This window comes from Ruegeria sp. BB5, from assembly GCF_056539405.1.
Map to the genome: position 1 here is coordinate 343,336 of NZ_JBQFUX010000002.1, position 13,024 is coordinate 356,359.

The window sequence follows — 13,024 nt, forward strand, 5'->3', positions numbered from 1 at the left end:
ATCAGAAATCGACGGCGATGCCCTTTTTTTCCCAATCGCCATAGCGGGCCGGATCAGGACCGTCGCGCCCGCCCAGTTCCTTGGGCATCTCTTTTGCTTCTGCCTCGGCCTTGCTGCGGCGTTCTTCCGCCTCGGCCAGGGCGCGCTGGGCGGCGGGGGGCAGGTCTTTGTGGTCGTCATTCGTGGTGTCGGGCATGACATCGGGTTCCTTTCCGGGCACGGGCTTGATATACGCCCCCGTCCGCCTTTGGCAATGCGGACGAGAGTCACATCAAAGGCGGTTTCATGTCCGACAACGCAACAGCGGCGCGACGCAGCGCGATCTATCTGTTGGATCAGATATTGGGTGAGGGGCGGCTGTTGTCCGAATGCCTGACCGCAGGCGCGCTGGATCGACTGGCCCCCGAGGATCGCGCGCGGGCGCAGCGTTTGACCTTGCAAACCCTGCGCGGTTTGGAACGAGCCGACCGTCTTCTGGACAATCACCTTTATAGGACGCCTGCTTTGACCGTCCATAACGCGCTGCGCCTGGGCGCGCTTGAACTGTGCCAGGGTGAGGCTGCACATGGTGTCGTGAACTCGATGGTCGAAATTGTGGGGCGGTCGCGCAAACATGGCCGGCTCAAGGGGTTGGTCAACGCTGTGCTGCGTAAGGTTGCCACCGAAGGGCCGGAAGCCTGGCCCAAGATGCGGGTGCCGCGCCTGCCGGACTGGCTGCGCGAGCCGCTGATCATGGCCTGGGGCACTGATGCCGTTGCAGGCATGGAGCAGGCGCATTTCACTGGTGCGCCGCTGGACCTTTCACTTAAACCTGGGGTTACTGGACCGGGGGAGGCGCTGCCGACTGGATCGATGCGGGTGCAAGATGTGGGGCAGGTCTCAAACCTGCCGGGGTTTGATCAGGGCGACTGGTGGGTGCAGGACGCGGCGGCGGCTTTGCCGGTGTGTGTACTGGCACCAAAGCCCGGGGAAACCGTGCTGGATCTGTGTGCTGCACCGGGCGGCAAGACGCTGCAAATGGCGGCAGCCGGGGCCAAGGTGACGGCTTTGGATATTTCGGAGTCCCGACTGGAGCGAGTACGCGAGAACCTCAAACGCACTGGCTTACAAGCGCAAGTCATCGCTGGTGACGCGCTGGAGCATCAAGGCCAGTATGACGCGATCCTGCTGGACGCACCCTGTTCGGCCACCGGAACCATTCGGCGCCACCCGGACCTGCCCTTTGCCAAGGACGGCTCGGAATTCCGCGGGTTGATTGAATTGCAGGCGCAGATGCTGGCCCATGCCTGGAACCTGCTGAAACCCGGCGGACGGTTGGTCTATTGCACCTGCTCCCTGTTGCCTGACGAAGGCGAGGTGCAGATCGAAGAGGCGCTGGAACAATATCCTGACATGAGCATCGACCGCACCGCGCTGGACGTGACCGGGGTGGATCAAAGCTGGATCACCGAAGAAGGTGGCCTGCGTCTGCGGCCCGATTATTGGGCGGATCGCGGTGGCATGGACGGGTTCTATATCGCCTGCCTGAACAAATCCGCCTGATGGCACGCTTTTCGATGACTTGACGATCACACCGGTCTATCGTTGGGTCTCAGGCGCCAGCAGAGCGTGAGAGGCAGAGTAACGAGCGTCATGTCAAACTCAGATACCATGACAAACCGGTGGACGCGGTTTCAGAACCGTCTGTATGCGCGGCTCAGTCAGCGGCGCAAGGCCGCTGCCGGCTTCGTCACCGAGCCTGAACCGCGCACTGTGGGATCGTTTGCCCGGGGGCGGCAGCTGGTCGCTGGAAATCTGCTGTTTGCCGGGTATCTGGTCGAGGCACAGGATACCGGCCTGTGGGACGTGACCGCGCCCAGCACCGGCTTTGACAATGAGCGCCACGGTTTTGCCTGGCTGGATGATCTGGCCGCCGTCGGCGATATGCGGGCGCGGGAAAAGGCGCAGCGTTGGGTGTGGGGTTGGATCGACGCGCATGGCCGCGGGCAAGGGCCTGGCTGGGCACCCGATCTGACCGGCCGACGGGTGATGCGCTGGATCAACCACGCCGTCTTCCTTCTGCGCGGAATGGATGACAAGCAGAGCGCTGTGTTCTTTCGCGCGTTGGCGCAGCAAACCTGGTTCCTGTCCAAACGCTGGAAAGCGGCCACGCCAGGCCTGCCCCGGTTCGAGGCTCTGGCCGGTCTGGTTCAGGCCGGACTGGCGCTGAAAGGGTTGGAGCAGATGGCTGACCCGGCCCTGCGCGCCCTGGCAAAGGAATGCGAACGGCAGATCGACGCGCAGGGCGGTATTTCCACCCGCAACCCTGAAGAGTTGCTTGAGGTGTTCACCCTGCTGTCCTGGACCTCGGCCGCGCTGAGCGATCAGGGGCGGGGCACCCCCGGCGCGCAGGCCGACGCGATCAAACGCATGGCGCCGACCCTGCGCAGCTTGCGCCATTCAGACGGCGCATTGGCCCGCTTTCATGGCGGCGGGCGCGGGATCGAAGGGCGGCTGGATCAGGCGTTGGCTCAAAGCGGGGTTCGCCCGCAACACGCAACTGGGTTGGCGATGGGGTATGCACGGCTTTACGCGGCCCGGACCAGCGTGATCGTCGATGCTAACGTGCCGCCCAAGGGGGCTGCATCCTATAATGCCCATGCCTCGACCCTGGCGTTTGAGCTAACTTCGGGGCGGCGGCCACTGATTGTGAACTGCGGATCAGGCGAAAGTTTCGGAACGGAATGGCGGCGAGCCGGGCGCGCAACACCTTCGCATTCGACCCTGTGCCTGGATGGCTATTCTAGCGCGCGTTTGGCACCAGCGGGGAATGGAGGTGAACGAGAGGCTTTGGTCGATGCACCGCAAGACGTACCGATTGATTTCGAAGAGGCATTCGAAGGCACCCGCTTTATGGTCGGGCATGACGGCTATACCAAAGTGTTCGGTCTGACCCATGCGCGTACGTTCGAGCTGCGATTTGATGGGCGAGAATTGACGGGCGAGGATATTCTGCTGACTGCTACCGACAAGGCCAAGCGGCAGTTTGACCGGGCGCTGGACGCTTCGGGCCTGAACGGGATCGGGTTTGATATCCGGTTTCACCTGCATCCAGACGTGGATGCGGCCATTGATTTGGGCGGCGCGGCGGTGTCGATGGCGCTCAAAAGCGGCGAAATTTGGATTTTCCGCCATGATGGCGTGGGAAAATTATCCGTTGAACCAAGCGTTTACCTTGAAAAAGGCCGTTTAAAGCCACGCGCGACAAAACAGATCGTTCTATCCGGGCGCGCAATGGAGTATGCGACCCGCACCCGGTGGACGCTGAGTAAGGCTCAGGATACAGCCTATGCCGTGCGCGATCTGCACCGGGACGAGCCCGAGTTTGACTGACGCCAAAAGGACCTTTGGACCCATGACCGATCTTCACCCCGTGCGCCGCGCGTTGCTTTCCGTTTCCGACAAGACCGGGCTGATCGAGCTGGGTAAGGCGCTGGCCGAACGTGGGGTCGAGCTGTTATCGACTGGCGGTACAGCCAAGGCGCTGCGTGATGCAGGGCTTGAGGTGAAGGATGTCAGCGAGATCACCGGTTTCCCCGAAATGATGGATGGTCGGGTCAAGACTCTGCACCCGATGGTGCATGGTGGCCTGCTGGCGCTGCGCGACAACGACGGCCACGTGGCTGCGATGAATGAACATGGTATTGGCGCGATCGACTTGCTGGTTGTGAACCTCTATCCGTTCGAGGCGACGGTGGCCAAAGGCGCAGGTTATGACGAGTGCATCGAGAACATCGATATTGGCGGCCCTGCGATGATCCGTGCGGCCTCCAAGAACCATGCCTTTGTGAACGTAGTTGTGGATGTCGAGGATTACTCTTCGCTCCTGGATCAGTTGGAAGAGAATTACGGCAAGACATCCTACGGTTTCCGCCAGTGGCTGGCGCAAAAGGCTTACGCCCGGACCGCAGCGTACGACACCGCGGTTTCGAATTGGATGGCCGACGCACTGCAGCTTGATGCGCCCAAGCGCCGCGCCTTTGCCGGTGAACTGAAACAGACCCTGCGCTATGGTGAGAACAGTCATCAACAGGCGGCTTTCTACACTGATGGAACCAACCGTCCGGGTGTGGCGACCGCCGTTCAGCACCAGGGCAAGGAGCTGAGCTACAACAATATCAATGACACCGACGCAGCGTTTGAACTGGTGGCTGAGTTCGATCCTGCAAAAGGTGCGGCCTGTGCGATTATCAAACACGCCAACCCTTGCGGTGTTGCCACAGGCGCGACCTTGCTGGACGCGTATAAGTCGGCATTCGACTGCGATCGTACTTCGGCCTTTGGTGGGATCGTGGCACTGAACCAACCGCTCGACGCGGAAACCGCACAGGAAATCACCGGGATTTTCACCGAAGTCGTGATCGCCCCCGGTGCATCGGATGAGGCCAAAGCGATCTTCGCGGCCAAGAAGAACTTGCGCCTTCTAACCACCGAAGCCCTGCCGGACGTGACCGCAGGCGGCAAGACCGTGCGTCAGGTAGCGGGTGGCCTGTTGGTGCAGGACAAGGACAATGGTTTTGTCGGCATGGACGATCTGAAGGTCGTCACCAAAAAGGCGCCGACCGAAGAGCAGATGCGCGACCTGCTGTTTGCCTGGAAAGTGGCGAAACACGTTAAGTCCAACGCCATCGTTTACGTGAAAGATGGCGCGACTGTTGGCGTTGGTGCAGGCCAGATGAGCCGCTTGGACTCTGCCATGATTGCCGCCAAGAAGGCCGAACGCATGGCCGACGCGCTCGGCTTGCCGCAGCCGCTCACCATCGGCTCGGCCGTTGCGTCTGATGCATTCTTCCCCTTCCCTGACGGGCTGATGGAAGCCGCTGAGGCTGGTGCGACCTGTGTCATCCAGCCGGGCGGTTCAATGCGTGATGACGAGGTGATCGCGGCCGCGGATGAGGCCGGATTGGCCATGGTCTTCACCGGCATGCGCCACTTCCGCCACTGATGCGCTCTCGTATTCTGCTCTGGGCCGCGCTGGCCGCGTTTGCGATCGACCAGATCAGTAAGTATCTGGTCGTTCACGTGATGCGTGTGGCCGAGGGCAATATCGACGTGCTGCCGCCGCTCTTGGTGTTCAAATACGGTGAGAACCGGGGCATCAATTTCGGCCTGTTCCAAGGCGACAGCGACACCGCTCGTTGGGTGCTGATCGGCATCTCGCTGGCTGTTGCGATTGGCGTGCTGATCTGGCTGATGCGGACAACCCCGTCCAAGCTGATGTTGTTTTGCGGCGGGTTGCTGATTGGTGGCGCGCTTGGGAATGTGGTGGATCGGGTGCTGTACGGCTATGTTCTGGATTTCCTGAACATGTCCTGTTGCGGCCTCAACAATCCGTTTGTTTTCAACCTGGCCGATGTGTTCATCTTTGCGGGTGCTTTCGGACTTGTGTTGTTCGATGGCAAAAAGCCCTCGTGACGCGCCGGGTGATATGCGATAAAAGCGCCTGAAACTGGCTGGAGACTCTGATGCGGTTGCCGCGTTCTATTTTTGCTGTGACATTGGCCTTTGCGGTTGCCGGGTGCTCGGATATCGGTTTGCGCCATCTTGAGGCACCGGGGGACGGACCGGATGAGTTTTCGGTCATGCCGGTCAAACCGCTGACCCAGCCCAAGGACTATAAGTTCCTGCCTGCGCCCACACCGGGCGGTTCCAACCTGACCGACCCAAACCCCAAGGCGGATGCCGTGGTGGCGCTGGGCGGCAGCGAAGCGGCGTTGAACCCGAATGCCGCAATTCCTGCATCTGATGGCGCGCTGGTGACGGCCTCAAGCCGCTATGGCGTGCCATCCAACACGCGTCAGGTCGTCGACACCGAAGACGCCGAGTTTCGCAGAAAGCAGGGCCGCTTGACCCGTCTGCGCCTGTTCAAGATAGACCGCTATTCGCAGGTTTACAGTCGCGAAGCACTTGATGCCAATCGGCAGAACGAAGCAGCGCGTCAGGCCGGGATTGAGACGCCCTCGGCCCCACCGGCTGATGAATAAATCTTAACTTTCCGTCATCACCCTTGAACCTGCGCACCACAACCGTAGTTTGAACACCATCAAACGAAACGGAGGACGCCCCATGGTTCGGGCCCTGGCATTATCTGCCGCCCTGTTCGCCGCCACCCCTTTGCTTGCCAAGGAAGGGCACGAGGCGGTTACCACTTTCACGCTGGATAACGGCATGGATGTCGTTGTGATCGAAGATCACCGCGCCCCGGTCGTGCAGCACATGGTCTGGTATCGCGCCGGATCTGCGGATGAGCCTGTTGGTTCGTCCGGCGTGGCGCATTTCCTGGAGCATCTGCTGTTCAAGGGCACCGATACGCTGGCACCGGGCGAGTTCTCCGCTACCGTCGCCGCCAACGGTGGCAATGACAATGCTTTCACCTCCTATGACTACACTGCCTATTTCCAGCGTGTAGCCGCCGACCGGTTGGAGTTGATGATGCGGATGGAGGCGGACCGGATGCGCAATATCCGCCTGAGCGAAGAGGATATCGCAACCGAGCGTGACGTGATCCTTGAAGAACGCAACCAGCGTACCGAAAACAGCCCGCGGGCGCTTTTTGGCGAGCAGATGAGCGCGTCTCAGTACCTTAACCATCGTTACGGCGTGCCGATCATCGGCTGGAAGCACGAGATGGAGACGCTGGACATGGAGGATGCGCTGTCCTTCTATCAGACCCATTACGCGCCCAATAACGCCATTCTTGTGGTGACCGGCGATGTGGAGCCGGATGAGGTCAAAACTCTGGCCGAACAGTATTATGGCGTTATCCCCGCCAACCCGGACTTGCCTGAACGCGTACGCTCGCAGGAACCGCCGCAATCGGCCGAACGTCGCCTGACCTTCAAGGACGCGCGTGTTTCGCAGCCTTATGTCCAGCGCAGCTATCTCGCGCCCGAACGGGATGCCGGTGCGCAGGAAAAAGCCGCTGCGTTGTTCCTGCTGGCCGAATTGCTGGGGGGCAGCACCACGTCCTACCTGAACGAAAAACTGCAATTCGAACAGCAAAAGGTCGTTTATACGGGTGCCTTCTATCGCGGCGTCTCGCTGGACGACACGACCTTTGATCTGCTGGTCGTCCCGGCTCAGGGCGTGTCGCTGCAAGAAGCCGAAGAAGCCATGGATCAAGCCGTCGCCGACTTCATCGCTGAAGGTGTGAACGAAGAAGACCTTGACCGGATCAAGATGCAGCTGCGCGCCGCCCAGACTTATGCGCGCGATAATGTGGACGGGATCGGCAACCGCTATGGCCGCGCCCTGACCAGCGGCTTGACGGTCGAGGATGTGCAGGCGTGGCCCGATATCCTGCAGGCCGTGACCGGGGAAGAAATCATCGCCGCCGCCCGTGAGGTTCTACAGCCCGAGGCGTCGGTCACCGGATGGCTGATGCGCGACGATGAGGTGACGCAATGAAACGGATTTTTGCAACCCTGATCGCCGTTGTCATCGCGCTGCCCGCATGGGCCGAGATCGAGATCGAAGAGGTCACCTCACCCGGCGGTATCACCGCATGGCTGGTCGAGGATCACTCGATCCCCTTCACCGCGCTGGAACTACGTTTTCGCGGTGGTACCTCGCTGGATGAGCCCGGCAAACGCGGCGCCATCTATCTGATGAGCGGTCTGATCGAGGAAGGCGCAGGTGACATGGACGCCCGCACCTATGCGCGCGAGTTGGAATCACTAGCGGCCTCGTTCCGGTACAATGCGTCGGATGATTCCGTTTCGATTTCGGCGCAATTTCTGACTGAGAACCGGGGCGAAGTCATCGACCTGTTACGCACCACGATCCACGAGCCTCGGTTCGATGAAGACGCGGTTGAGCGGGTGAAGGCGCAGATTCTGTCCGGGCTGCGCTCGGACCAGACTGACCCCAATGACATTGCCGGGCGCAATTTTGCACAGATGGCATATGGCGATCACCCCTATGGGTCCGAGGGCAAAGGCACGATCGAAAGCGTCAGCGCATTGAGCCGTGATGATGTGGTCACCGCCTATGACAATGTGTTCGCCAAGGACCGCCTCTATGTCGGTGCGGTGGGCGATATCACCCCCGATGAGCTGGGCGCGCTACTGGACACGTTGCTGGCCGACCTGCCTGAGGCCGGAAAACCCATTCCGGGCCGCGCTGACGTGGACATCCCCGGTGGCGTCAGCGTGGTCGAGTTCGATACGCCGCAATCCGTGGCCCTGTTTGGCCACGCGGGGATCGACCGGGACGACCCGGATTTCTTTGCCGCTTTTGTTCTGAACCACATTTTGGGTGGCGGTGGTTTTGAGAGCCGCCTGATGCAGGAAGTGCGCGAAAAGCGAGGCCTGACCTATGGCGTCGCGACCTATCTGGTACCCAAGGATCTGGCTTCGGTCTATCTGGGCTCAGTGTCCTCGGCCAATGACCGCATCGCCGAAGCGGTCGAGGTGATCCGCGACCAGTGGGCGCGTGCCGCGACCGAAGGTGTGACTCAAAAAGAGCTGGACGACGCCAAGACCTATTTGACCGGAGCCTATCCGTTACGGTTTGATGGCAATGGCCCGATCGCCGGGATCATGGTCGGTATGCAGATGGAAAACCTGCCCATCGACTATATCGCCACCCGCAACGACAAGGTGAACGCGGTGACGTTGGACGAGGTGAACCGCGTGGCCAGTGAATTGCTGGACCCCCAGGGGCTGCATTTCACTGTTGTCGGCAAACCCGAAGGTTTGGAAACCACAAACTGATCAAAGGGGGCTGAGCAACGCTCAGCCCTTTTTCCCCGCTGCGCTGCGCAGCATCTGCCCCATCATCTGCCCGAACTTGCCGGACCCGCGCTGATACAGCGCGCCATCAACGGACAGAACTGTGCCACTGATATAGCTGGCCATGTCCGAGCTGAGGAACAGGCAGGCATTGGCTACATCCTGTGTATTTCCCCAACGCCCCAGCGGCACATCGCGGCGCAATTCCTCGTGGGCGTTTTCCGTTGGTGCCAGACGCCGTGCGCCTTCAGTTCCTTCAATAAATCCTGGCACCACCGAGTTCACGCGGATGCCTTCGACCCCCCATTCCATCGACAGGGTGCGAGTGATCTGATCGACCCCGGCTTTGGCTGCGCAAACATGGGCTTGCCCTTCATAGGGCAGAAACGCCTGTGGGGCCGAGATATTGATGATGCTGGCGCCGGGGCGTTTGAGGTAAGGATAGGCCCCCTTCATCACATGAACGGTGCCCATCAGGTCGATATCCACCACGGTCTTGAACGCATTGACCGACATCTCGGAGGTCAGGGCCGGGAAATTCCCCGCTGCGCCAGAGACCAGAACGTCGAAATCACCCAAGGCGTCATGGAATTGTTTCAGCCCGTCCGCCACTGCCTGCGCATCGCGCACATCAAAGGCTGCGCCAACTACTTCGGCTGCGCCGGCCTCTTTTAGCGTGGCAAGCGTGTCATCGACCTTGTCCTGCGACCGGCTGGCAACGGCCAGTTTGGCCCCCGAGGCCGCAAACGCCTCGGCAATGCCGCGGTTGATGCCGCTGGTGCCGCCAATGACGATGACGGTCTGTCCTGAAAAATCCATGTAGGCCTCCCTAAAACGGGAGCCCTACTCGCCGTAGGGCACCCAGATGTTTTTCACTTCGGTTGCAGCCTGCAGGAAGCGGCGCGAATGGTCCACGCCCCAATCAAATGCCGTCGCGTTATTGACCCAGGTCCGTTTCAGATTCCCGGCCGAGACGACCTCGATCTCTTTCGACAGATCGGTGGATGAGAATGACCAGACCGCATCGACGTTCAGGTGCGACGCCAGCGGTTTTGCCAGTTCCGCATGGCTGCCGGTCAGGATGTTGACCACACCTGCGGGCACGTCGGACGTCTCAAGAATCTGGTAGAAGTCGGTTGCTGTCAGCGGATAGGGCTCGGACGCGACCAGAACTGTCCGGTTACCCATAGCGATCGCCGGGGCCATGGCCGAGACCAGACCCAGCAAAGGTGCCTCATCCGCGCACAGTGCGCCGATGACGCCAACGGACTCTTTCATGGCAATGGCAACGCCCCGGATCGGAACGCCATGCACTTGACCGTCATATTTGTCCGCCCAGGCGGCAGCGGTGAACAGGCGCTGGATCGAGGCCTCGACCTCTTTTGCACCGTCCTTCTTACCGGTCATGGCATCGAGACGAGCCGCGAATTCATCAGCACGGGCCGACAGGTTTTCACCAATGTAATACAAGATCTGCGCCCGCAGATGGCTGGTGGTTTTAGACCAGCCCTTGGCGCCCGCCGCAGCCTCAACCGCGTTGCGGACGTCTTTGCGGTTGGCCAGGCCCACATGGCCCAACAGGCCGGATTTACCCCAGACAGGTTTGGAATAGCCACTATCGGGTCTTGCCTGCTTGCCGCCGACGTACATCTTGGCGGTGCGGTCGATGGGATCAACCGGAGCACCTTCGCCCAGGGTCGCCTCAACCTTGGCCAGCGGTTTGACCTTGCCCTTGGGCTTGGTATAGGCCGCCAGACCTTCCCAACCGCCTTCACGGCCAAAGCCGCTTTCGCGTACACCGCCGAATCCGGCGGCAGCATCGAACAGGTTGGTGGCATTGACCCAGACCACGCCCGCGACCAGTTTGGGTGCAATATCCAGTGCAAGGTTCACATTCTCGGTCCAGACCGTCGCGGCCAGCCCGTAGCGGGTGTTGTTGGCCAGCTCGACCGCCTCATCCGGAGTGCGGAAAGTGGACGATACCAGTACCGGGCCAAAGATTTCTTCCTGCATCAGCGGGTCCGAGGTTTCGAGCCCCGAGATCAGCGTCGGTGGGTAATAGCACCCATTGGCGGGCAGGTCGCAGGCCGCCTGATGAACGTGACCGGCGGTGTTGCTTTCGACCATGCTCTTGATGGTCTGCAACTGAACCGGGTCCACCACCGCGCCCACGTCGATACATTTGTCTAGCGGGTCGCCAATGCGCAGCTTGTCCATCCGCGCGCGCAGTTTCTCGTGGAAGCGGTCGGCGATGCCTTCCTGCACCAACAGGCGCGAGCCTGCGCAGCAGACTTGGCCTTGGTTGAACCAGATCGCGTCGACCAGACCTTCAATGGCTGAATCGATATCGGCGTCGTCAAAGACGACGTAAGCGGACTTGCCTCCCAGCTCCAGAGTCAGTTCTTTGCCTGAGCCCGCAGTGGCTTCGCGGATGCGACGGCCCACAACGGTCGAGCCGGTAAAGGCGATCTTGTCCACGTCTGCGGAAACGATCATTTCGCCCACGGCACCGTCGCCGGTGACGATGTTGACCACGCCTTTCGGCAAACCGGCCTGGGAGCAGATATCAGCGAACAGCAGCGCGGTCAGCGAGGTGTATTCAGCCGGTTTCAGAACCACGGTGTTGCCCATCGCGATCGCAGGGGCGATTTTCCATGCCAACATCAGAAGCGGGAAGTTCCACGGAATGATCTGCCCGCACACACCCAACGCCTGCACATCGGGCAGCTCGCTTTCCATCAGCTGCGCCATGCCCGCGTGGTAGTAGAAATGCCGCTGCGCCAACGGGATGTCGATGTCGCGCGATTCCCGGATCGGCTTGCCGTTGTCGAGGCTTTCCAGCACGGCAAACAGGCGCGCGTGTTTCTGCAACAGCCGCGCAATGGCATAGAGGTATCGCGCACGGCCCGCACCGCCCAGCTTTTCCCATTTCGGTTGCGCCTTGCGGGCGGCGGCAACGGCTGCGTCCACATCGGCCTGTTTGGCTTGGGTCAGCTTGGCCAGCACCTCTCCGGTCGCGGGGTTGCGGCTTTCGAACCCTTTGCCGGGCTTGGTGAAGGCGCCGTCGATATAGTGACCGAACTTATCACCCTGATCGACCAGCCAGGCCAGTGCCTCGGCGGCGCTTTCGGGGGCGGGGCCGTAGTCCATGGTCTCGAAGATTTCTTTCACAGTCATGACTTCATCTTTTCCCAAATACTCACTGTCCTGACACTTGTCACAGGCTCAGCCGAGTGAATGCCTGTAACCGGCGGAATACGCGCCCGTTACATAATGTTCCAACTGCCGTTCGATATCGCCCAGCAGGGATGATGCGCCAAAGCGGTACAGGTCCGGCTGCAGCCAGCGGTCGCCCAGCTCATCCTTGATCAGCGACAGATACACCAGCGCATCCTTGGCCTTGGAAATCCCGCCCGCAGGCTTATAGCCAACGCGATACCTGGTGCGGTCATAATAGTCGCGGATCGCGCGGATCATCACCAGCGACACGGGCAGGGTGGCGTTGACGCTTTCCTTGCCGGTCGAGGTCTTGATGAAGTCCGCCCCGGCCATCATGCAGACCAGCGAGGCGCGCGCGACGTTGCGCAGGCTGCCCAGCTCTCCGGTGGCAAGGATGGCCTTTACATGCGCATCACCGCAAGCCACGCGAAAGGCTTTCATCTCATCATACAGCGCCTGCCAATCTCCGGACAGCACGTGGCGGCGCGAGATGACGATGTCGATCTCTTCGGCGCCAGCTTTTACGCTTTCTTCGATTTCGGCTACACGCAGGTGGAACGGCGAAAGGCCCGCCGGGAAACCGGTTGACACAGCCGCAACCGGAATGCCGGTGCCTTTCAGCGCCTCAACCGCCGTGCCGATCATGTCGTGGTAGACGCAGACAGCCCCGGTGGTGATCGGCGGCATGTCCAGCGCCTGCAATACCGAAGGTGCCACCGGCTGACGCGCCTTGGCGCACAGGCGGCGCACCCGGCCCACGGTGTCATCGCCGGACAAGGTGGTCAGGTCGATCATGGTGATCGCCTTCAACAGCCACGCGGCCTGATACTCTTTTTTAACCGAGCGGCGACCGGGCAGCGTCGCGGCCCGGCGTTCGATGGCCGAGGTATTGGCCTGCACGGCGCGTACCCAATCCAGATCAAGGTCCATGCCGGGGTTTCTGGGTTCGGTCACTTGCGGCAGATGCGCGGTGCGCACGGGGCTTTCTGAGCTCTGCGTATCCATAGTCACGTCCTTTGGGAGGTTTGCGCCAA

11 protein-coding genes are annotated in these 13,024 nt (G+C 60.9%); 7 read left to right on the forward strand and 4 right to left on the reverse strand.

The window, feature by feature from the left end:
• Nucleotide 1 precedes the first annotated feature (1 nt).
• Nucleotides 2-196 carry a DUF1674 domain-containing protein gene (locus tag ACR0DL_RS09730; protein WP_170349812.1) on the reverse strand — a complete coding sequence of 65 codons (195 nt, stop codon included), beginning with the start codon at nucleotides 194-196 and terminating at the stop codon, nucleotides 2-4.
• A gap of 89 nt (nucleotides 197-285) precedes the next feature.
• Between ACR0DL_RS09730 and ACR0DL_RS09735 the strand changes: the two genes are divergently transcribed.
• From ACR0DL_RS09735 to ACR0DL_RS09765, 7 genes are all read left to right on the forward strand, one after another.
• Nucleotides 286-1,542: an RsmB/NOP family class I SAM-dependent RNA methyltransferase gene (locus ACR0DL_RS09735; protein WP_480688844.1), complete on the forward strand. Its 1,257-nt coding sequence runs from the start codon at nucleotides 286-288 to the stop codon at nucleotides 1,540-1,542.
• A gap of 90 nt (nucleotides 1,543-1,632) precedes the next feature.
• Nucleotides 1,633-3,372 carry a heparinase II/III family protein gene (locus tag ACR0DL_RS09740; RefSeq protein WP_480688846.1) on the forward strand — a complete coding sequence of 580 codons (1,740 nt, stop codon included), beginning with the start codon at nucleotides 1,633-1,635 and terminating at the stop codon, nucleotides 3,370-3,372.
• 22 nt (nucleotides 3,373-3,394) lie between these two features.
• Nucleotides 3,395-4,984 carry a bifunctional phosphoribosylaminoimidazolecarboxamide formyltransferase/IMP cyclohydrolase gene (purH, locus tag ACR0DL_RS09745; RefSeq protein WP_480638237.1) on the forward strand — a complete coding sequence of 530 codons (1,590 nt, stop codon included), beginning with the start codon at nucleotides 3,395-3,397 and terminating at the stop codon, nucleotides 4,982-4,984.
• Nucleotides 4,984-5,454 carry a signal peptidase II gene (lspA, locus tag ACR0DL_RS09750; protein ID WP_170349816.1) on the forward strand — a complete coding sequence of 157 codons (471 nt, stop codon included), beginning with the start codon at nucleotides 4,984-4,986 and terminating at the stop codon, nucleotides 5,452-5,454. Before purH ends, lspA begins: the two co-directional genes overlap by 1 nt.
• A gap of 50 nt (nucleotides 5,455-5,504) precedes the next feature.
• Complete coding sequence (locus tag ACR0DL_RS09755) at nucleotides 5,505-6,023, forward strand: DUF3035 domain-containing protein (RefSeq protein WP_170349817.1); 519 nt, start codon at nucleotides 5,505-5,507, stop codon at nucleotides 6,021-6,023.
• An 82-nt stretch (nucleotides 6,024-6,105) separates the two neighbouring features.
• Nucleotides 6,106-7,446, forward strand: coding sequence for a M16 family metallopeptidase (locus tag ACR0DL_RS09760; RefSeq protein WP_170349818.1), 1,341 nt, complete (start codon nucleotides 6,106-6,108; stop codon nucleotides 7,444-7,446).
• A complete protein-coding gene (locus ACR0DL_RS09765; RefSeq protein WP_170349819.1) occupies nucleotides 7,443-8,753 on the forward strand; it encodes a M16 family metallopeptidase in 1,311 nt (436 codons plus the stop codon). The genes ACR0DL_RS09760 and ACR0DL_RS09765 overlap by 4 nt, the downstream gene beginning before the upstream one ends.
• 21 nt (nucleotides 8,754-8,774) lie before the next feature.
• Here the strand turns inward: ACR0DL_RS09765 and ACR0DL_RS09770 are convergent, their stop codons facing one another.
• The 3 genes from ACR0DL_RS09770 to deoC are packed head-to-tail and all read right to left on the reverse strand — an operon-like array spanning nucleotide 8,775 to nucleotide 12,995.
• The gene (locus ACR0DL_RS09770; RefSeq protein WP_170533113.1) at nucleotides 8,775-9,590 is read right to left on the reverse strand and encodes an SDR family oxidoreductase; all 816 of its coding nucleotides are present in this window, start codon (nucleotides 9,588-9,590) and stop codon (nucleotides 8,775-8,777) included.
• Nucleotides 9,591-9,614: 24 nt separating this feature from the next.
• Nucleotides 9,615-11,948, reverse strand: a complete 2,334-nt coding sequence (locus ACR0DL_RS09775; RefSeq protein WP_170533110.1) for an aldehyde dehydrogenase family protein — start codon at nucleotides 11,946-11,948, stop codon at nucleotides 9,615-9,617.
• Between the two features lie 48 nt (nucleotides 11,949-11,996).
• Nucleotides 11,997-12,995: a deoxyribose-phosphate aldolase gene (gene deoC, locus ACR0DL_RS09780; RefSeq protein ID WP_480688848.1), complete on the reverse strand. Its 999-nt coding sequence runs from the start codon at nucleotides 12,993-12,995 to the stop codon at nucleotides 11,997-11,999.
• Nucleotides 12,996-13,024 lie beyond the last annotated feature (29 nt).